Genomic DNA, 20,936 nt, shown 5'->3' on the forward strand with positions numbered 1-20,936 from the left:
TCCTTGATTCAGAAACTGAGGCGCAGTGCCAGGGCGGACAACGTGGCGACGAGGATGGGCACGGTCAGCACGATCCCGGTCTTGAAGTAGTAACCCCAGCTGATCGTTATGTTTTTCCGGGCCAGCACGTGCAGCCACAACAGAGTGGCCAAGCTCCCAATTGGGGTGATCTTCGGGCCCAGGTCGCAGCCGATGATGTTGGCGTAAACCATCGCTTGCTGGACTACACCATCGACTTCGGCGGCATGAATGGATAAGGCGCCTACCAGAACGGTGGGCATGTTGTTCATGATCGATGACAGCAGCGCTGTTAGCAGCCCTGTACCCAGGGACGCGCCCCAAACGCCATAACCGGCGAACACGTTCAGGATTTGCGCGATGTGGTCGGTCAGGCCGGCGTTCTTCAGGCCATACACAACCAGGTACATACCCAAAGAAAAAATCACCACCTGCCATGGCGCCTCTTTGAGCACCTTGCTTGTGTTGATGGCGTGACCACGAGCCGCGATGACATAGAGAATGAATGCACAGACCGCTGCAATGGCGCTGATTGGTACCCCCAATGGCTCAATGACAAAGAAGCCGATCAGGAGTAGTGCCAGCACCCACCAGCCGGCTACAAAAGTGGCCCGGTCGTGGATTGCCTCGTCCGGATTGTCCAGTTGGTTGAGGTCATAGGTCTTTGGTAAATCTTTGCGGAAAAACCACAGCAGCATGGCTAATGTCGCCGCCACGCTGACGATGTTTACCGGCACCATGATCGAAGCATATTCGTTGAAGCCGATATCGAAGTAGTCGGCAGAAACGATGTTGACCAGGTTGGAAACCACCAGCGGTAAGCTCGCCGTATCGGCGATAAAACCGGCGGCCATGACGAATGCCAAAGTAGCCGCAGGAGAAAAACGCAACGCCAGCAACATCGCGATCACAATGGGTGTGAGGATCAATGCTGCTCCGTCATTGGCGAACAGGGCCGACACCGCTGCGCCCAGCAGGACGATAAATGCGAACAGCTTGCGGGTGCTCCCGCCTCCCCATCGGGCCACATGCAGCGCAGCCCATTTGAAAAAGCCTGCCTCATCAAGCAGCAAACTGATGATGATGACCGCAATGAAAGTCCCGGTAGCATTCCAGACGATGCGCCAGACCTCGGGTATGTCTGCAAGAGTAACGACGCCTGCCAGCAACGCCACGATGGCACCCAACGTGGCACTCCAACCAACTCCGAGCCCCTTGGGCTGCCAGATGACGAGCACGATGGTGGCGATAAATATCAATACGGCAATCAGCATTTTGTTAATCCGGTTGGGTGTGAATCAACTGCACACGGCCTGATTGATCGGACGGTCGTTCATACCGCACAGGCGTTTAGTCTCGGTTTCCAGCCATTGCTGATTGGCGTCTACGACTTCTTTCAAAACCGCAGTTACCCACGCAGGCAAATCGGGATTCAGGCGGTAGTACACCCACTGACCCTGGCGACGATCCATCAGCAAGCCTGCTGAACGAAGCAGCGCCAAGTGACGAGAAATTTTGGGCTGATTCATCTCAAGAGCGGCTGTCAGCTCGCAGACACATAACTCGCCTTCACTCACGACGAGCATCGTAATTTTGGTTCGGGTGTCGTCTGCCAGGCACTTGAATAGCGTGATGGGGTTCATGGGGTCTGTCATAGATCCTCCAAGTGTTTGGTCTTAAGCAAAACGAAGAGCTTGATGCGCTCGTGGATGTTGTGGAGCGTGTGGCGAAATGCGCCGGGATCATCGCTATTTACTGGGTCAGGAAAGTCCCAGGCAATGACTTCACCTGCGCTGGGCATTGGTAGGCACTCGCTTGCGGATTTATCACAAAGAGTGATTACGTAATCGAATCGATCAGCTTGAAACTCGCTGATGGACTTGCTGCGCAGGCCCGTTGCATCGACTCCAACTGCCTCCAATGCTTGAGTCGTGCGCGGATCAACCTCAGACGGTTCGGACCCTGCGCTGAAGGCCTCGAAGCGCGGGTCGGTGTGCCGCAGCAAAGCCTCTGCAAGCAGGGAGCGGGCTGAGTTGGCAACGCATACGAAAAGCACTTTGATCGCAGGGCTCATGGTTGAACTCGATGTATATGGAAAATCGAATATACGCTTTAGCGAATATTCGGTAAAGCGAATATGATGAATGCTGCTTCGGCTTGAGCCGTAACAGTCCATGTAAAGCGGCATAAAGGAGATAAAAGCATGGAGAGGAAGATGATGATCCAGTCCACGGAGATAGCCAGAGAGCAATGGCAACGCTTTCGCGCTGCGTTGGAATCTGCTGACCTTCCAGCAGACGATATTGATCTTCCAGGCCGAACCTTTTTTGAGTTCACACGATGGCTTTGGTCTGATGCGCGGAGTAGGTAATCTATGATTTCCTGCCTCATGCAGGTCTCACTGCCTAGCGCGTATTCACCGTGTCCGATAGTTGACCGTTTGGCGTGCGTTTTCAGAGTTTCTTTATTCACAACCTAATGTGATCGCGGATGGTCGTTCATTGGCACGGAGGGGAGGGGCTGTGCGATTGGAAAGTAGGCCGGGATGGAGGGAATGCTGATCAGGGATGAGGGGAGGGGCAATCCATATTTGCTGGGGCGTGGTGCTGTGTTGTGGAGCGGGTAGAGGGAATCGAACCCTCAACTAAAGCTTGGGAAGCTTTCGTTTTGCCACTAAACTATACCCGCATTACACATATTTCTTTGCTCACAAAACGGGGTGTCCTATTAGAACCCTCGTTATCAGCTTGGGAAGCTGGAGTAATGCCATTATACGACACCCGCTCAGAGCGGCTGACTTTGTACCAGATGTGCGCCGCGATTTGAAGTTTTTCTTTGAGAAATGTGCAGGTTGCGCGTGTTTGCGTAGGCAACGAGCCGACCGACTGTAGGAGCGGGCGTGCTCGCTCCTACAGTCGGCTGTGTTTCAGAGCGCAAAGGCATGCTGCGCCTGGCCCTGGTGATAGCGCAATCGGCTGGTCTGCCGCGTGGGCTTCAGAAAGCCGACCACGGCGTCGCGGCTGTCGCGGCTGGCCGCTTTGTGCTCCATGTCCAGAAAATGCCCGGTCGCCTGGATCGTGCTGAAGCTGCTGTTTGGCACGTATTGCCCGAACAGCTGGGCATCCTCGGCGCTGGTGTATTCGTCCCATTCACCGTTCATGAACAGCACCGGCACGGTGATCTGGCGTGCGGCCTTGAGGTAGCACAGCCGGTCGCTGTTGAGTACGTGGCTGATGTGGAAGTGCATCTGCCCGTATTCGTGCTCGGCCAGGCTGCTGACGTGGCGGTAGTTGAAGCGCTTGAACAGCGACGGCAGGTGTTTGCCGATGGTGCTGTTGACCAGGTGGCCGACGCGGTCGCGGTCGAGCTTGCCGAGGTAGTCGACGCCGCGTTCGAGGTAGTCGCGCATGGGCGCGTTGATCACCGGCGAGAACGAGCTGATCACCGCCTTTTCCACGCGGCGCGGGCGTTGGGCGAGGGCGACGAGGGTGGCGGCGCCGCCCCAGGAGAAGGACAACACGTGTTCGGCGGCGAAGTGGTCGATGAGTTCCAGGAGGATCTGGCCTTCGATTTCCTTCGTCAGCATCTGCTCATGGCGGTTATGGATTTTGGAGCGACCGGCGTAGGGCTGGTCGTACAAAACCACGTTGAACTGCGGGTACAGGCTTTTCACGGTTTGGGCGAAGGAGGCCGTGGTGGCCATGGAGCCGTTGACCAGGATGATGGTCTTTTCAGCCGCGTCCGCGCGATAGAACTCCGTGTAAACCCGATACTGACCCTGTATATCCAACACAGCGATTTCTGGCCTCATGTCGTAAGACTCCTGGCAAGCGGGTAGGGCGCGCAGATCACTCTGCACGAGCTTTGTGACAGGTAGGCATACGCCTTGAAGATGAGCGCCCATGTCGCGCCGATGACGGCTGGCCGACGGGTGTTACCAGGGCGGGTTGTTTGCCGGGAAGGCCCGTGGATCAAGCGCGGGCGCGGCAAGGTGTTTCTTGGAGGTTATAGGCGACTCGCCAGTCATCTTTTGGCTGACGTTTTGATTCAAGCAGTCGGTTCGGGATGTCGCAAGTCGCAGGGATGGGTTTTAGCCATCACCGGCCGAACGGTCGTCAGACCTGGCGGATTTCATCGGCGCTCAACGCTCGATACTCACCGGGCGCCAGCGCGTCATCCAACGCCAGCGGCCCCATGCATTCCCGATGCAAGCGCAGCACCTTGTTGTCGAAGTGCCCGAACATGCGCTTCACCTGGTGATAGCGACCTTCGATGATGCTCAAGCGTGCCAGGCGAGGCGCCAACAGCTCCAACTGGGCCGGTTGAGTCGTCAGGTCTTCAAACGCGAAATACACGCCCGCCGCGAAGGTGGCGGCGTATTCCGCGCCGATCGGTTGTTCGGTCTCCACCAGGTAGACCTTGGGCAGTTTGGTCGTCGGTTGCGTCAGGCGCCGCGACCACTGGCCGTCGTTGGTGATCAGCATCAGCCCGGTGGTGTTGAAGTCCAGGCGGCCGGCGATGTGCAGCTCGTCCTTGTCCGGTTCGTCCAGCCAATCCAGCACGGTCGGGTGCTGGGGGTCGCAGGTGGCGCTGACGCAGCCCTGGGGTTTGTGCAACATGAAATAGCGCGCCGGTTTACCCGCCTGCAGCACCTCATCGTCCACGCACACCCGGCTGAATTCGCGCACCTCGTGGTGAGGATCGCTGACGGGCACGCCATCGACGCTCACCCGCCGTTCCACCAACAGCAGGCGCACTTGCTGGCGATTGAAACGCGGCAGGTTGCTGAGGAATCGATCAACCCGCATTACAACGGCTCAGCCCCGCGCAACTGTGCATCGACCTGGGCACAGCGCGGGCACAGGCAGGCCTGGTTGCGCAATGCATCGGGCAGGGCTTCGAGCACCGCCGGGTCGATGGTGACGCTGTAGCACCAGCAGGCCTGGTCGGCGGTGCGCGGGTCGGCCAGGGTGCAGTCGTTGCGGGCGCCGCAGGCGGGGCAGAGGGTGGCTGTGGTCATCGTTCGGTTCAGGCTGGATCGGGCAGGGCGCCGAAGGTCCCTGCACGATACAGCGCCGCTCAGTCCCGTTCCAGCACCACGACCCGCTGGCCGGCGCCAATCGCGCTGCCGGGCTGCACGGTGATTTCCCGCACCACTGCGGCAAACGGCGCCGGCAGCGCAATCTCCATTTTCATCGACTCCAGCACCACCAGCACATCGCCGGCCGCAACGCGTTCGCCCACCGCCACCCGGACCTGCCACAGATTGCCCGCGATATGGCTGTCGATGCTGTGCTCGTTGGCCTTCAGCGGCGTGTCCTGCGCGAGCGGCGCTGGCGCTTCCTCGCTGTCGAAGTGCGCCTGGCCGCTGGCGATCCAGCGTTCGCGCTCGGCATTGAACGCCTGTTGCTGGTGCTCACGAAACGCATCGATACCGGTGGCTTCACGCGCCAGAAAATCCTGGTAGTCCGCCAGGTTCAACACGCTGTCCTCGATGTGCAACGCAAAGCGCCCCAGCGGAAAGTCCCGACGAATCTTTACCAGTTCTTCGGCACTCACCGGGTAGAAGCGGATCTGGTCGAAAAACCGCAGCAGCCACGGCTTGCCGTCGAAGGCCGCGACTTCGCGATAGCGGTTCCACATCTGCAACGTGCGCCCGACGAACTGATAACCGCCGGGGCCTTCCATGCCGTACACGCACAGATACGCGCCGCCGATGCCCACCGAGTTCTCGGCGGTCCAGGTGCGGGCCGGGTTGTATTTGGTGGTCACCAGGCGATGACGCGGGTCCAGCGGCGTGGCCACCGGGGCGCCGAGGTAGACATCGCCCAGGCCCATCACCAGATAGCTCGCTTCGAACACGGTGTGGCGCACCGCGTCGAGGTCGGCCAGGGCGTTGATGCGGCGGATGAACTCCAGGTTGCTCGGGCACCACGGCGCGTCCTTGCGCACGGTGGTCATGTATTTGTCGATGGCCAACTGGCACGCCGGGTCATCCCAGGACAGCGGCAGGTGGACGATGCGCGAAGGCACTTGCAGGTTGGGCGTGGCGCACACGGCCGTCCATTCGCCGCTGATCAGCGCCAGCAGGTCGGCCAGGGGCAATTGTTCCGGCTGGTAGTGGACCTGCAGCGAGCGGATGCCCGGCGTCAGGTCGATCACGCCGTGCCGTGCGTGGGTTTCGAGGGCCTGCATCAGCGCGTGGGCGCGAAAGCGCAGCACCAGGTCGAGCTCGGGCGCGCCGATTTCCAGCAGCAGGTGGGTGTCGCCGGCCAATCGGGCAACCAGACGCGTATCTTCCTGGCCGATATCCAACACCACAGGCGACGCGGGCCAATGTGGGCGCGGGCTTGTTCGCGATGGCATCGCCTCGGTGTTGCTGTGAGCGCGCGTCGCCTGCATCGCGGGCAAGCCCGGCTCCGGCATTTGATCCCATTTCAGCGCGAGATCGCGGGCGGTCTCGACGTTCACCGCTTCGAAGCGCAGCTTGTCGCCGGCCTTGAGTTGCCCGAGTTGCCACAGGTCGGCTTCGATCACCGTCACCGGGCACACGAACCCACCCAGGCTCGGCCCGTCCGGCCCGAGGATCACCGGCATGTCCCCGGTGAAATCCACCGCGCCGATCGCATAAGGGTTGTCGTGGATATTCGACGGATGCAGTCCGGCCTCGCCGCCATCGGTGCGCGCCCACAACGGCTTGGGGCCGATCAACCGCACGCCGGTGCGGCTGGAGTTGAAATGCACTTCCCACTGTGTGGCGAAGAAGGTGTCGATGTACTCGGGCCGGAAGTATTCCGGCGCGCCGTGGGGGCCGTAAATCACCCGTAGCGTGCGGACCTGCGCCAGCGGTTGCGCGATCAGTTGTTGCCCTGCGGTGACGTCGACCAGCGGCAACAGATGCAGCACGTCGCCCGCGCGCAACGCGCGCCCGCCATGCCCGCCGAACTGGCCCAGGGTGAAGGTGCTTTGGCTGCCCAGGTAGTCCGGCATCTGCAGCCCGCCGCGCAGGCACAGGTAACTGCGCGCGCCGGCCCCGGCGAGAGTGCCGAGGCTCAACCGCGATCCGGCTTCGATCCGCAGCGTGGTGTTCATCGGCACGGGGTGATCGTCCAGCAGCAGCGGAATCTCCGCCCCGGTCACCGCCACCACGGCAGCGCAGTTGAAGCGCAACAGTGGCCCGCTCATGGTGATCTCCAAGGCTGCCGCGCCTTCGCGATTGCCCAGCAGACGATTGCCCAGGCGCAGCGCGCGGCTGTCCATCGGCCCCGACGGCGGTACGCCCACGGCCCAATAACCGAGGCGTCCGGGATAGTCCTGCACGCTGGTTTGCGTGCCCGCGCTGAGCACTTCGAACGTGTGGGCAACGTAGACCAGGTCTTCCAGGCAGCGCGTCCATGGATGGCCACCGGCAAAGGGCGCGGCCAGCAGGATCTGGCGCAGGTAATCGCGGTTGGTTTCCACGCCGTAGAGCTGGCTGTCGCTCAAGGCGCGATGCAAATCCAGGCGCGCCTGTTCGCGGGTGGGCGCCCAGGTGATGAGCTTGGCGATCATCGGGTCGAAGTACGGCGGGATCTCACAACCGGCCTCGACCCAAGTGTCGATGCGCAAGCCTTCGGCCTGCGGAAAATCCACGCAGGTCAACAGCCCCGGGCTTGGCTGGAAATCGCGGCCTGGATCTTCCGCATACAAGCGTGCCTGGATCGCATGGCCCTGGGGCTTCAACGCCAGCTCACTCAATGGCCGCATGTCTCCCGCCGCCAGTTGCACCATCCAGCGCACCAGGTCCACGCCCCACACTTGTTCGGTGACGCCGTGTTCCACCTGCAACCGCGTGTTCACTTCCAGGAAGTAGAAGCGACTGTCTGCGCTATCGAAGATGAATTCCACGGTGCCGGCGCTGCGGTAGTTGACCGCCTTGGCCAGGGTGATGGCGGCCGAGCACAGGGCCTCGGCCATGCCTTCGGGCAGGTTCGGCGCCGGGGTTTCTTCGAGGACTTTCTGGTTGCGCCGCTGCACCGAACAATCGCGCACGCCAAGGGCGATCACCTCGCCCGCGCCGTCGCCGAACACCTGCACCTCCAGGTGGCGAGCGTGCTCGATGTACTTCTCGATAAACACGCCGGCATCGCTGAAGTTGTTCTGGCCCAGGCGCTTGACGACGTCGAAGCACTCGTTCAACTCCGCGGCGTGGCGGCATACGCGCATGCCGATGCCGCCGCCGCCGGCGGTGCTCTTGAGCATGACCGGGTAGCCCACGCGGTCGGCGGCGAGTATGGCGGCGTCGAGGTTGTCGAGCAGTTCGCTGCCTTCGAGCAAGGGGAGGTGGTGTTGCTTGGCCAGCGCCCGTGCGGTGTGCTTGAGGCCGAATACGCGCAGCTGTTGCGGGGTCGGCCCGATAAAGGCGATGCCGGCGTTTTCGCAGGCTTGCGCGAAGGCGGCGTTTTCCGAGAGAAAGCCGTAGCCGGGATGAATCGCCGTGGCGCCGCTGGCCTTGGCGATGGCGAGGATTTTGTCCACCGCCAGGTAGGTGCCGGCCGCGGCGCCTTCACCGAGGCTGTAGGCTTCGTCGGCGTGTTGGATGTGCAGGCTGGCCGCATCGGCTTCGGCGTACACGGCGACGCCCTTTACATGCAGCTCGCGCAAGGTGCGCAGGATGCGGCAGGCGATGGCGCCACGGTTGGCGATCAAGAGTTTTTCGAACATGGCAAAACCCTGCGGGCCGTCCCGCAAAGTGAAGGAGCACTACGGTCGTCCGCAGTGCATGTCGTGAGTGTGGGAGGGGGGGCTCCCGATGGTGGTGAGCCAGTGGGTGCGTGTTTGGCTGACTTGCCGCCATCGGGGGCAAGCCCCCTCCCACAGGGTTCAGTGGTTTTGAAGACACTGCCCGGCTCGGGCCTGGCAGAGGGCGAATAGCCAACTGCGCAAGCGCTTGAGTGTCAGTTCCATACGAGTAACTCCGCAGGCGTCGGGTTGTAGGCGTTGCACGGGTTGTTCAATTGCGGGCAGTTGGAGATCAGCACGATCACGTCCATCTCGGCGCGCAGGTCGACGTATTTGCCGGGGGCGGAAATGCCGTCTTCGAAGGTCAACCCGCCGTCGGCTGTGACCGGCACATTCATGAAGAAATTGATGTTCGGGCCAATGTCGCGTTTGCCCAGGCGACCGTCATGGGCGCAGGCCCGCAGGTAGTTGTCGCGGCAGCTGTGCATGTAGCGTTTTTCCAGGGCGTAGCGCACGGTGTTGCTCTCTTGGGCGCAGGCGCCGCCGAGGGTGTCGTGGCGCCCGCAGGTGTCTGCGACGAGGGTCAGCATCGGCTGGCCGAGGTTGGAATAGAGCACGCTGCCGGCGCCCAGGTACACGCTGTTCTGGCGGCGCAAGGTGCGTTGCACGTCGTAGCGCTCGCGCGGGTTTTTCACGCTGAAGAACAGCGTGTCGACCGCCTGGTTGCCCTCCAGGTCAAGGATGCGCAGGGTCTGCCCGGCCTTGACCTCCATCAGCCACGGCTCGCCGGCGGGAATGGTGGCGCGGTACACCGCCGTGTCGGGTTGTTTCAGTGCGATAGACATGGCAGCTCCTCAGGCGAACAGACGGTCGGTGTTGATAAAACCGCGCGCGTTTTCCGGGCGCGAGGTGCGGCAGTGTTCGGCGACGCTTGGGTCGGCGTTCATCCAGCTCAGTTTCAGCGGTTGCGGGGCGTAGTCGGGGTTGGGGTCCATCGGATGCTGCAGCGCGGTGAGCACCACCAGGGTGTCCATCGGTGCGTAGAGTTCGATGTAGTCGCCCGCCTTGGAATTGCCCGGCACGAAGTGCAGGCCACCGTTGTCGTCCACGCTGACTTTGCTGAACAGGTTGAGGGTCATCAGCAGGTCGGACAGCCCCAGGCCCCACTTGCCCAATTCCACCAGCAGGTTGTCGGTGCCGTTGCGATAGAAACCGTTGCGCAGTTCCTGATAGCGACCCTGGCCGTACTTCTCGGCCACCTCGGCCGCGCACAGCACGCCGCCGATGCTGTCACTCCAGCCGCAGGTGTCGGCGGTGATGGCGGCCAGCACGCGGCCCATGTCCGAGTACAGGCAATGGCCGCGGGTGAGCTTGGCGGTGTGTTGGCATTTGAGGCTGTCGGGCAGGTTCAGGCGTTCGGTTTTTTCGTTCGCGTTGAGCAGGGTCAGGCTGACGTTGGCGCCGCCGCGCAGGTCGGTGAGGCGCAGCAGTTGGCCGCGCTTGAGCACGAAGGAACGGTGGCCGCCGCCGGGCAGTATTTCTTCGGCGAACGGCGGGAACAATTGAGTCGAATCGGTCATTTGGAAGTCGCTCCAAGTTCGGCGGCGAGCGCCTTGCGCCGCTCGCTGTTCAAAGGGATGTCGTAGGTGATACGGGCGCCATAGGCGCCGGGGGCGTGGGGGTCGACGCGGACCTTGTCGAACACCAGCAGGCGCGTGCCGAGGCTGAAGCCTTCGCTGAGGTCGTGGGTGACCATGAACACCGTCAGCCGGGTTTCGCGCCACAGCTCCAGCAGCAACTGGTGCATGTCTTTGCGGATGCCCGGGTCGAGGGCGCCGAAGGGTTCGTCCAGCAGCAAGACGCGCGGTTTCATGATCAGGGCCTGGGCGATGGCCAGGCGTTGTTGCATGCCGCCGGAGAGCTGCGCCGGGTACTTGTCCAACGCGTGGCCGAGGCCGACTTTGTGCAGCAGCGCGGCGGCCTGTTCGCGCGCGGCTTTTTTGGCTTTGCCGAACAGCCGTCCGAGCAACGGCGCGCGCGGCAGTTCGAGGCCGAGGGCGACGTTGTCGAGCACGCTCAGGTGCGGGAACACCGAGTAGCGCTGGAACACCACGCCACGGCTGGCATCCGGTTCGCCGGCCAGCGGTTGGCCGTCGAGCAGGATGTGGCCCTTGCTCGCGGTTTCCTGGCCCAGCAGCAGGCGCAGAAACGTCGATTTACCACAGCCGGAGGTGCCGACCAGGGTGCAGAATTCGCCCTCGGCGACCTGCAGATTCAAACCCTCCAGCACCACCTGATCGCCGTAGCGCTGCCACACATTGTTGACGCTGATAAAGCTCATGCCCGCGCTCCTTCGTACCACGGGAACGCGCGCCGGGTCAGGACCTTGAGGCCCCAGTCCATCAGCCAGGCGAGCAGGGTGATCCACACCACGTAGGGCAGGATCACGTCCATCGCCAGGTAGCGGCGCACCAGGAAGATCCGGTAGCCCAGGCCGTCGGTGGAGGCGATGGCTTCGGCGGCGATCAGGAACAACCACGCCGAGCCCAGCATCAGCCGCAGCGAGATCAGCAGGCGCGGCAGCAATTGCGGCAACACCACGCGCAGCATCAGGGTCCAGGTCGACGCGCCGAGGGTCTGTGCCTTCACCAGCAGTTCCACAGGAATTTCGCGTGCGCGCTGTTCCAGGTCGCGGGCCAGGCACGGGGTGACGCCGATGACGATGAGCATCACCTTGGACAATTCCCCCAGGCCAAACACGATGAACAGGATCGGCAGGATCGCCAGCGGCGGCACCATCGACAGTACCGTCAGCAACGGTGACAACGGCGCGCCGAACAATGGCAACGTCCCGGCGGCGATGCCCAGGCACAGGCCGGCGAGGGCACTGATGCCCAGGCCGAGCGCGAGGCGGCGCAGGCTCGACGCGCTGTCCTGCCACAGCACGTATTCGCCGGTGCGGCTGTCGGCGCTGAATGCCAGGCGCTTGACCGCCTCGAACATTTGCCCGGCACTGGGCAGCAGTTTGTCGTTGGGGTTATCCGCCAGGCGCTCGGCCGAGCCCACGAAGTAGGCGAACAGCAGCAGGGCGAACGGCAGCAGCACCAACAACAGGCGGCTGGAGCGGTCCGGGTGACGGTTGATCAGGCGCATGGCCGGGTCCTCTTACAACGTGCCGTCGGCGGCCATCTGCACGTAGCGGGGGTCGAACTGCAGCTTGAGGTTGGCCTTGTCGCCGCTGGTCACGCCATTGGCGAAGCTCATGCCCACGGCGCTGGTGTCCTTGGCCCCTTCGCCGAGCAGGCCGTGTTCAAACGAGAACTCGGCGACCTTGCGCATGGTCGCTGGCAGCTGCGCGCTGGTGGCGAAGGCCAGGGCTTCCTTGGGCGTGGCGAACAACTTGGTGGTGTCCAGTTGCGACTGGAACCCCTTGAGGTCGGTGCCCGAGGCCTTGGCCATGTGTTCCAGGGCTTCGCTGCTGGCGGCGCCTTTGGCGTTCATCAGGGCGACCACTTCGAACCAGGCGCCGGTGAGGGCTTTGCCCAGGGCCGGGTTGTCTTTGAGGGTCTGGGTGTTGACCACCATCATGTCCATGATTTCGCCGGGCACTTTGCTGGAGTCGAACACCTGGGTGACGCCGGGTTTGGCGTTGATCGCAGAGAGCATCGGGTTCCAGGTCGTCACCGCTTGCACCTGGTCGGTGTTGAAGGCGGCGGCGATGTCGGCGTCGGAGGTGTTGACCACTTTCAGGTCTTTTTCCGTCAGGTCCGCCGACTCCAGCGCGCGGGCCAGCAGGTAGTGGGACACCGACAGTTCCACCAGGTTGACGTTCATGCCCTTGAGGTCGGCGACGGTCTTGCCGCTGCCTTTGATCACCACGCCATCGTTGCCGTTGGAGAAGTCGCTGACCACCAGCGCGGTGCTGTCGACGCCACCGGCGGCGGGGATGGTCAGGGCGTCCATGTTGGTCATGGTGCATCCGTCGAACTGGCCGGCGGTGTACTGGTTGATGGACTCGACGTAGTCATTGAGTTGCACCACGTCGATGGTGATGCCGTACTTCTTGGCCCACTTGTCGAGGATGCCTTGGCTGCCGGCATACTCCCACGGCATCCAGCCGGCATAGATTGTCCAGCACACGCTGAAGTGGTCTTTGACGGCGGCCTGGGTCTGGACGCTCAGCACAGCGGCAAAGGCGGCGGCGAGCAGGGCGGGTAAACGGATTGAGGGCATGGGGCTTCTCCAGTTGATCGAGGGCGAGCAGGAGCAACGCGGCACCGTGAACGGTGGCTTGTCTCCCGGGCTTTTATCCCGCCGTGTAACCTCAACTGGAGGTCGCCGACTCTCGGACCAGCCACTCGCGTTTCGCGAGCCGGAACCCTAGTCAGCCATTGCAAATTGTGGTGCCGCGAACCTGTGATGAATCCTGCACGCAAGAGGCTAAGCGAGAGTCATGCCAAGTAGGGCGCGGGCGTGTAGGTCGCGGGTTTGCGCGCAACGCCCGACGCTTGAGTGCGTGCGGCTGCGTTGCAGTGGTGCGCCGTCGCACTGCAATGAGGCATTCGGCTCGTCCGAAACAGATGTTTCAGTCTGTGTCGAAATCGCACCAGTTTCGCTTTTTGATGTCAGATATTTCGTCATTCAGCAAAAGTTGAATGCCGCCCCCCAGCGTCGCTGGCGGTGCTCTTTCGCGGTCCAGGAGGCCGCCATGTATCGACGACTGCTTCTTATCGCTGTGCTCGGTCTATCCCTTTCTGCGTGCGTGCCCTATTACGATGGAGGCCCAGGTTATTACCGTTCCGAGGTCTATACCGCGCCCGCGCCGGTGTATTACTACGGCGGCGGCCCGGCGTATCAATATCGGCGTGGCTATTACCCGGCGCCGCGTTACTACGCGCCGGCGCCGCGTTATTACCAGCCGGCGCCGCGTTATTACCAGCCGGTGCCACGTTATTACCAGCCGGCGCCCCGCATGGGTTACCGGGCTTATCCAAACCAGGGTTGGGGGGATCGCTGGGGCAATGGCGGGCACGGTCGCGGTGGCGATCGTGGCGCTGGTCGCGGCGGTCATCGTTGACCGCTCTTGAAGGCAAGCGGCGCAGGCAGCGCCGCTTTTTCGTAGCATTTAGCAGTACTGTCAGATTTAACAGCTATCGTTTGGGTTTCTGGTGCATTCAACTGGGAGCGGCCGTTGCGCCTCTTTGACCGCCCAGTGAGCGAAGGAACCCCCGATGATCAGACAATTGATGTGCGTTTTACTCCTCATGGTCGGCGGCGTTGCACACGTGCAAGCGGACCAAGGCTGCCCTTATTCCTCGGCAATCAAGTACGTCGATGGCCACTTCCAGGCGACGGCGGGAACACTCGTCTGGCAAAGCCCGAAGATCGGCTATCGGGACTTTGTCGACCAATTTATTGGCGCCATTTTTACCCCGGGCAAGGAACAGGATCGGGAAAACGGCTATGTAGACAAGTGCAGTTACCTGACCGGTGACGGTCAGAGAGTGGACTTGCGGTACAGCAAATCGGCAGAGGTGGAGACGATGTCGCTGACCGGTACTTTGCATTGGCACCTTGCCAGCGACCCCTTCGGCCTGCCGGTGTATATCTGCCAGGACAGTCAGCCGGACAATTGCGCATTCACGGTTAAAAAGCCAAAAAACTGACTGTCAAAAGTAGGAAAAATCCGCGAGCGGATGGCGGCCTTCCCAGGCTTTGTTGAAATGCGCCTGCACCACGGCCTGCGGAATGGCATTGATATCCGGCCAATGCCAATGAGGCTGCTGGTCTTTGTCGATCAACCGCGCGCGGACCCCTTCGCTGAATTCCGGGTGACGGCAGCAATTGAGGCTCAGGGTGTATTCCATCTGGAACACCTCGGCCAGCGACAGGTGGCGGGCGCGCTGGAGCTGTTCCCACACCAGGTGTGCGGTCAGCGGGCAGCCTTCGCTGAGGGTCTTGCCAGCGCGGCTGAGCAACGGGTCGGCGTGCTCGCGCAACGGGCTCAAGGCCCGCCAGGCACTGCGCACGTCACTGACATCCAGCCACTCATCGATCTGCGCCCGGCGTGGTAGCCATTGCGCTTCGGGTTGCTGGTTGATGGCTTCCTGGGCCAAGGCCTTGAGCAGGCTGTTGAGCTGCATCGCGGTCTGTTCCTGCCAGTTCAGTTGCAACAGGCCTTCGAGCAGTTCGTCTTGCTGGTCGTCGCGCATGAAGCGGTCGGCCAGGCCCAGATCGAGCGCGTCGCGGCCGTTGATGTGCGCGCCGGTCAGGCCAAGGAACAACCCCAGTTTGCCCGGCATGCGTGACAGGAACCAACTGGCGCCCACATCCGGGTACAGGCCGATGCTGATCTCGGGCATGGCCAAGCGGCTGCTGGGGGTGACGATACGCACCGAGGCGCTTTGCAGCAGGCCCATGCCGCCGCCCAGCACATAGCCGTGGCCCCAGCAGATCAACGGTTTGGGGTAGGTGTGCAGGCGATAGTCGAGGCGATATTCCGCGGCAAAAAACTGCGCGGCCAGCTCCGGCACGACGCCGGGTTGTTCACGGCAGGCCATGGCCAGGCTGCGCACTTCGCCGCCGGCGCAAAATGCCTTGGGGCCCTTGCCGCGCAACAGCACGCAGACGATGTTCGGGTCTTTGGCCCAGGCGTCCAGGCGATCGCCCAGGGCCAGGATCATCGGCAGGGAGAGGGCGTTGAGGGCCTTTTCGGCGTCCAGGCTGGCGATGCCGATGCGCGCGCCGCCGCTGCCGGTCAGCTCTTCGAAGTGCAGGTTCATCGTGACCTCAATCGGGAAGGTGAAGGTTGAGTATGATCCCTTCATGGGAAAGTGCCGGTTGTGTGTCAGATCAATTGACAAGCGGGGTCGGCTTTCCTAGGGTTCGCCTCATTCTTTTTTACAAGACCAGTCAATCATGAGCGAAGGCGACCGTATCAAACTCGAACCCAGCTGGAAACACGCCCTGCGCGATGAGTTCGAGCAGCCCTACATGGCCCAGTTGCGTGAGTTCCTGCGCCAGGAACACGCGGCCGGCAAGGAGATCTACCCGCCTGGCCCGCTGATCTTCAACGCGCTCAATTCCACGCCGCTGGACAAGGTCAAGGTGGTGATCCTCGGCCAGGACCCCTACCACGGCCCCGGCCAGGCCCACGGCCTGTGCTTCTCGGTGCAACCGGGCGTGCCGGCGCCGCCGTCGCTGGTCAATATCTATAAAGAGCTCAAGCGCGACCTGAATATCGACATCCCCAACCACGGTTGCCTGCAAAGCTGGGCCGACCAGGGCGTATTGCTGCTCAATACCACCATGACCGTGGAGCGCGCCAACGCCAACGCCCATGCGGGCAAGGGCTGGCAGTTCTTTACCGACCGGATTATCGAAGTCGTCAGCGAGCACCAACCGCACCTGGTGTTCCTGCTGTGGGGCGCGCATGCACAGAGCAAGCAGAAGCTGATCGATGCGACCAAGCATCTGGTGCTGACGTCGGTCCACCCGTCGCCGTTGTCGGCGTATCGCGGCTTTCTGGGCTGCGGGCATTTCAGCCGCACCAACAAGTTTCTTGAGCAGAATGGCGAGACGCCGATTGATTGGGTGTTGCCACCGGTCTGAACCATTCGCTGCGATGTGTCACCCGCTTGATTCGCAGCGCGCGTGGCTAACTGCGCCCCCTTGATATGCGCGAATCAAGGGGGGTACCTGTTATTTCTGACAGTATCCGACCGTCTTGTATCAGCATTAAATGATCTCCCTGGCCTCGTCGGTCTCATGCCGGCCGGCGCGTTTGTCAATGGTCAACCTGTGACTCATTGCGAGGAGAGTAGAAATGTCTGATTCGAAAGTATCTTCAACCGCCGAGTCGATTGCTTCAGAACCCGTCGACGTCCCCCAACGCAAGCGTTCGGCTTCCATCCAGACTCTCGACGTACCCTTGGTGCCTGAAGCCTTGCCACTGCTGTCGGACGAGGCGGCGTACACGATTCCGTTAGCCCTTCAGAATCAGTCATTGATGGTGACGATCGAGAGGGTTTGGCCGGTAAATTTCGCTAACGTCTCGATGACGACATTGGTTCAGTATCTCTGGCAGGGCCTTGAGGTTCACCGCCATGAGATCTTTGGCCCTTACGAGCCGGACGTCGAATTTCCATTGGTTCAACTGTTGCCGGCCAGTGTGCTGTCTACGGGGGGGATTCGCCAGCTCACGTATCGGGTGAGTGCTCCGCTGCTGACGACGACTGACTCTTTCCGAACAATGGTCAATGTCGACAAGAATGCGCCCAATAATGGCAATCAAGGGCCGGCGCTGATTTTTGACCCTGAAGTGATAAGCGACGGGGTGACCGACGACTACCTTGTGGCGCACAACGGTGTCGATGCAGAAGTTGTGCGTTGGCCGGATATTCGCCTTGAGGACCGGATTGAGTTCTTTTGGGGGGAACTTCCCAACGTCCGTTCTGCGGGCACGCTGAGCATCGGGTTGGGGCATATTGCTGGCGCGCCGATAGAAATACATTTTGATGAGGCCTTTATTCGCGACAGTGGGGAGGGCCGAAGGTTTGCCTCCTATCAGCTCACTGACCGTGCGGGCAATGTCGGGCCGTTTTCCACGGTGAACGAAATAAACGTCAACCTGCAGGTTTTGCCGGATCTGCCACGGCCTGAAGTACCCTTGGCGGAGTTCGACGGCCTGATTGACCTGGACGATGCACGTACCGGCGTAGTTATCGAAATTCCTCAGATTTTTGGGGCGCAGGAAAACGACCGGCTTGTCATCTTTTGGAATACCCACTCGCTGCCCCCTATTACGGTCGGTGCAGGGCAAGCGTGGCCCATCCGTGTTCCTGTTTCTTGGGAGATCCTCTCTGCCGGTGGTTTTGCGCAGTCGATTCCCGTGCGCGTGCGTTACCTGTTTCAGCGCGGTACTGCGTCGAGAAACTCGCCCAACAACTTTTTTATTCAGGACCTCAGTGTGGCCGGGCCAGACCCGCAAGGCCCCGACCCGATCAATACCCAGTTGGCGCGGGTTGTCGTGAAAGGTGTCACAGGGGACGACGTTGTCACCGAGTTGGATGCCCCGGGGCCCGTCCGTGTAGAGGTGCCGCTATGGAGCACTCCCGCCCCGGTACCTGGGCACCGGCTGGAATTGTTCTGGGGCGGTGAGGCTGCATTTGTAGGCGACTACGAGATCCAGCCCACAGACCTGCCCGGCCAAACGGTGGCTTTTTTTGTGCCCTGGATCGTGATCATGGGCGCCGCGTCCGGCCAGATACCGGTGTATTACTGGACGGATAATTCCGTCAACCGCCAACGCAGCCCCACCAAACTGGTGCGGGTGGAACTCGATACACTCAGGGGCTTGGAAAAGCCTGTATTACTGAACGACAGCACCCGTGATTTCGTTGCCTGTGATACCCGCCCGGAACCTTGGACAGGTGTCTTCATCGGGGTGCTCTGGGATGTGACCCTTTTCGAGGTGGGTGACAGGATTCAAGTGTACTGGAGCAGCTATCCCACAAAATCCGGCAATGGTGATCCTTTCCCGGGAACGAGTGTCACGTTCGACGTCGTGTTGACCGAGGATCATAGGAACGCCGGACGAGTAGATGTTCTCATCACACCCTTTGACCCATTGTTTACCCGTCCAGGGCTAGTCAGTGATTTTGGCTCAGGCGTGACTTACTACCGGCTGTTCAAAGTTTCGGGGGCAACAGGTGTGTCGTCTAAAAAACTGATTTTCATTAATCTGAAAAGACCGCAGGGTGGTGTGTGCCTTGGACCTGTCCGTACGTCATGAATCATTGAAAAACAGCGGCGGCGAAAGAGGGCATTACACCTAATGCCCTCTTTTTTATAGTCGGCGTTTTCATCACCACTTAGACTTTATGTTGCTGATAGTTGGACTGTTGATTTTGATCGGTTATTAAAACGCTATGTATTGATTGAATCAGCGCGGATACACGCTTTATTGGTTTACGCACCTGTGAAGTTTGACAGGTGCGCGCCCTGCAAGACGCAGATTTAATAGGGCTGTCACTCGGCCCAGTTAGATGTCGGAGAACGAGCCATTCTCTATCCTGCGAGAGTAACTAGCTATGGCGAAGTCCAAAAAAAACCAAGCACCTCAATTAAAGGCCCGGAGCACAAAAAAAACGGCAGTGGCGCCCGATTCCCCCCTGCTGGTACGGCCGCCGTGGGCTCGAACCCCTGTGGGGCCGCTGGTGTTGAGTGATTTGCGGGTGATGAATGCACTGCCGCCAGTGACGAACGGGCAGCCGAACTTGATGGACATCAGTGAGTTGTACGCTGAGGGTGTTCAGTGCGAAATCGACATGTGGATTGAGATCCTGCCTTTTGGCAACGATGGCTTGGAGGTCTTTATCAATAATGTCCTGTATGGCAGTCGCATCCCGTTCAGTAAACCGTTGTCTGCCCATACCTGGCCCTACCGTTTCTCGATACCGGAGGAGGATATTGGCGAACATGGGCTGAAGAACCTGACGTATGAAGTGTTTTCATCTAACGGTTCGACAGATGGCCCTGCCGCGCCTACCCCTGTCACCATCGACCGCCGAGATCCTAACGCAGGTATCAGGCCTGGCTCGGTGACGTTACCGAGTTGGGTCGGCAATTTCGTGACGCTGCAGGACCTGGACGCTAACGGCGGCGCCATGGTGATCGAGGTTCCACGTCGGTTGGACCCGCAAGTGGGCGACAAACTGGAGATCTACACAGAGTTTCCAAGTGATACTCCCTCATTGACCATTGATGATTTACCGCGCACCACGGCTCCCGTGATGGTGAGTCTGACCAAAGCGCTGCTTGAGGCGAGTGGCGGCGGCGTGAAGCAGCTCAACTATGTCTACACGGATCGTGCCGGTAACCCAACCAGCTACCCGAGCTCGTTTCGAGAGTTCACATTGGTAACGGAAGATCTTCCCGAGAACCTGCGTGACCCCGAGTGCCCCGAGGCGCCGCTTGACCTGCTTGACGCCCAATTGAACCGCGCCGAGATCTGGATCCGCGAATACGACAACGCACTTGCTGGGGACCGCGTTCTTGTCGAGTTCAATACCCTGCTGCTCGTTGGCATTGTGAATATGGTCTGGCCGCTCAGGGTGACAATCCCATGGGACGTGCTTCGCGATGGCGGTCTTGACGCGCCTTACGAGGCTGACGTGCTTTACAACATTGATCGTGGCGGGGTCATCACCGGGCCTTCCGACACCATCACGGTGGATGTGGACTTGAGGTCGGCGGGTGGGCGTCCGGAAGATCCGGGGCCTGTCAACCCTGACCTTGATCCGGTGGAGGTGACTTCATCCGAGGGGCTGACCAATCAGATCGGCCCAGGCGACATGGACGACGCGACGGCGCGGTTTGACGTGTATACGGGGGCGACGGCGGGGCATCTCATTCAACTGTGGTGGAAAGGCCTGCCTTGTTATGACCCTCCTTACGAAGTCACTCTTGCAGATGAGAGCGCTACTGAGTTTGTGCTTACGGTTCCCGCTGCGGTGATCAAGGACGCAGGCAACGGTGATATTCCCACCTGGTACACGCTCAATAACGGCGCGAACGATAACGTCATCGACTCCGTGGAAACAACGGTGTCAGTCAGCGCATTTGCGGTGGATAACCTATTGCCCATCAACTATCCGGATGGGTTGTCCTTCGGTGATGGCCGATTTGCGCTCACCTGCGCGCAAGGGATTCCCAGTGGGATCAGAACCGTTATCAAGGACCCTGCAAACCTGCGGGCGGGCGATCGGATTACGCTTCATTGGGTCATCTTTGGCCCGGATGATTTCGAGTCCACGGTCATTACGGTTGATGAGTCCTTCCCTAGCGTGACGATTACTCACAATCACGACAATCCGGGCCATCCAGGAGAGCTTTTTACCGTACCGTTCCCGACCTATATCCAGCCTGTCCTGGTCGGGCGTATTGAAGCGACCTATCACGTATTAAAAGCGGATGGCGTAACTGAAGGCAATTCACCGGCCACCATTGTGCTGATGACACGGCGCCAGACAGATGGCACCACCTGCGGTTAGTACCCAGTGTGAATGCGTTGAGCCAATAGGCCGCTACCTGGTCGCGAAAGCGTCCGGGTAGCGGTCTATTGGCTCTGATCTGGTGAGGCCCCGCCATTTTGCGGGATCGGAACCATGGTTTTGATACACGAGAAGGAGGTGCTA

General features: G+C 60.8%; 18 protein-coding genes, 1 tRNA gene and 1 riboswitch. Of the genes, 5 read left to right on the plus strand and 14 right to left on the minus strand.

Annotation, left to right across the window (positions count from 1 at the left end; genetic code table 11):
* Positions 1–8 precede the first annotated feature (8 nt).
* From AC07W0_RS23970 to AC07W0_RS24030, 13 genes are all read right to left on the minus strand, one after another.
* Positions 9–1,292, minus strand: coding sequence for an arsenic transporter (locus AC07W0_RS23970; protein WP_017844876.1), 1,284 nt, complete (start codon positions 1,290–1,292; stop codon positions 9–11).
* A gap of 24 nt (positions 1,293–1,316) precedes the next feature.
* Positions 1,317–1,673: a metalloregulator ArsR/SmtB family transcription factor gene (locus AC07W0_RS23975; RefSeq protein ID WP_102618429.1), complete on the minus strand. Its 357-nt coding sequence runs from the start codon at positions 1,671–1,673 to the stop codon at positions 1,317–1,319.
* Positions 1,670–2,092 carry an arsenate reductase ArsC gene (locus tag AC07W0_RS23980; protein WP_017844878.1) on the minus strand — a complete coding sequence of 141 codons (423 nt, stop codon included), beginning with the start codon at positions 2,090–2,092 and terminating at the stop codon, positions 1,670–1,672. Before AC07W0_RS23980 ends, AC07W0_RS23975 begins: the two co-directional genes overlap by 4 nt.
* 540 nt (positions 2,093–2,632) lie before the next feature.
* Positions 2,633–2,706: transfer RNA gene (locus AC07W0_RS23985), tRNA-Gly, on the minus strand.
* A gap of 238 nt (positions 2,707–2,944) precedes the next feature.
* Positions 2,945–3,829 (minus strand): alpha/beta fold hydrolase, encoded by an 885-nt coding sequence (locus AC07W0_RS23990; protein WP_102618428.1) that lies wholly within the window; start codon positions 3,827–3,829, stop codon positions 2,945–2,947.
* 304 nt (positions 3,830–4,133) lie between these two features.
* A complete protein-coding gene (locus tag AC07W0_RS23995) occupies positions 4,134–4,826 on the minus strand; it encodes a pseudouridine synthase (protein ID WP_102618427.1) in 693 nt (230 codons plus the stop codon).
* Positions 4,826–5,038 (minus strand): cysteine-rich CWC family protein, encoded by a 213-nt coding sequence (locus tag AC07W0_RS24000; protein ID WP_017844882.1) that lies wholly within the window; start codon positions 5,036–5,038, stop codon positions 4,826–4,828. The genes AC07W0_RS23995 and AC07W0_RS24000 overlap by 1 nt, the downstream gene beginning before the upstream one ends.
* 59 nt (positions 5,039–5,097) lie before the next feature.
* On the minus strand, positions 5,098–8,721 hold the full coding sequence (uca, locus tag AC07W0_RS24005) for an urea carboxylase (RefSeq protein ID WP_102667089.1): 3,624 nt from the start codon (positions 8,719–8,721) through the stop codon (positions 5,098–5,100).
* 233 nt (positions 8,722–8,954) lie between these two features.
* Positions 8,955–9,584: an urea amidolyase associated protein UAAP2 gene (locus tag AC07W0_RS24010; protein WP_017844884.1), complete on the minus strand. Its 630-nt coding sequence runs from the start codon at positions 9,582–9,584 to the stop codon at positions 8,955–8,957.
* Between the two features lie 9 nt (positions 9,585–9,593).
* Positions 9,594–10,319, minus strand: coding sequence for an urea amidolyase associated protein UAAP1 (locus tag AC07W0_RS24015; RefSeq protein WP_017844885.1), 726 nt, complete (start codon positions 10,317–10,319; stop codon positions 9,594–9,596).
* Positions 10,316–11,080, minus strand: coding sequence for an ABC transporter ATP-binding protein (locus AC07W0_RS24020; RefSeq protein ID WP_046490324.1), 765 nt, complete (start codon positions 11,078–11,080; stop codon positions 10,316–10,318). Before AC07W0_RS24020 ends, AC07W0_RS24015 begins: the two co-directional genes overlap by 4 nt.
* A complete protein-coding gene (locus tag AC07W0_RS24025) occupies positions 11,077–11,892 on the minus strand; it encodes an ABC transporter permease (protein WP_102618425.1) in 816 nt (271 codons plus the stop codon). The genes AC07W0_RS24020 and AC07W0_RS24025 overlap by 4 nt, the downstream gene beginning before the upstream one ends.
* A gap of 12 nt (positions 11,893–11,904) precedes the next feature.
* A complete protein-coding gene (locus AC07W0_RS24030; RefSeq protein ID WP_046384382.1) occupies positions 11,905–12,972 on the minus strand; it encodes a putative urea ABC transporter substrate-binding protein in 1,068 nt (355 codons plus the stop codon).
* A 60-nt stretch (positions 12,973–13,032) separates the two neighbouring features.
* Positions 13,033–13,134, minus strand: a riboswitch (guanidine-I (ykkC/yxkD leader).
* Positions 13,135–13,447: 313 nt separating this feature from the next.
* Here AC07W0_RS24030 and AC07W0_RS24035 point away from each other — a divergent pair.
* Complete coding sequence (locus AC07W0_RS24035; protein ID WP_102618423.1) at positions 13,448–13,816, plus strand: hypothetical protein; 369 nt, start codon at positions 13,448–13,450, stop codon at positions 13,814–13,816.
* 154 nt (positions 13,817–13,970) lie between these two features.
* Positions 13,971–14,405, plus strand: coding sequence for a DUF3757 domain-containing protein (locus AC07W0_RS24040; RefSeq protein ID WP_017844890.1), 435 nt, complete (start codon positions 13,971–13,973; stop codon positions 14,403–14,405).
* Positions 14,406–14,408: 3 nt separating this feature from the next.
* Here the strand turns inward: AC07W0_RS24040 and dspII are convergent, their stop codons facing one another.
* Entirely contained in the window at positions 14,409–15,521 is a 1,113-nt protein-coding gene (dspII, locus tag AC07W0_RS24045; protein WP_102618422.1) for an enoyl-CoA hydratase/isomerase DspII, read from the minus strand.
* Between the two features lie 136 nt (positions 15,522–15,657).
* Between dspII and ung the strand changes: the two genes are divergently transcribed.
* The 3 genes from ung to AC07W0_RS24060 all read left to right on the plus strand — a co-directional run bounded on the left by ung (position 15,658) and on the right by AC07W0_RS24060 (position 20,792).
* Positions 15,658–16,350, plus strand: a complete 693-nt coding sequence (ung, locus tag AC07W0_RS24050) for a uracil-DNA glycosylase (protein ID WP_017844892.1) — start codon at positions 15,658–15,660, stop codon at positions 16,348–16,350.
* A 214-nt stretch (positions 16,351–16,564) separates the two neighbouring features.
* Positions 16,565–18,532 (plus strand): hypothetical protein, encoded by a 1,968-nt coding sequence (locus tag AC07W0_RS24055; RefSeq protein WP_102618421.1) that lies wholly within the window; start codon positions 16,565–16,567, stop codon positions 18,530–18,532.
* A 298-nt stretch (positions 18,533–18,830) separates the two neighbouring features.
* A complete protein-coding gene (locus tag AC07W0_RS24060) occupies positions 18,831–20,792 on the plus strand; it encodes a hypothetical protein (RefSeq protein WP_102651120.1) in 1,962 nt (653 codons plus the stop codon).
* Positions 20,793–20,936 lie beyond the last annotated feature (144 nt).

This window comes from Pseudomonas sp. GW704-F2, from assembly GCF_059423025.1.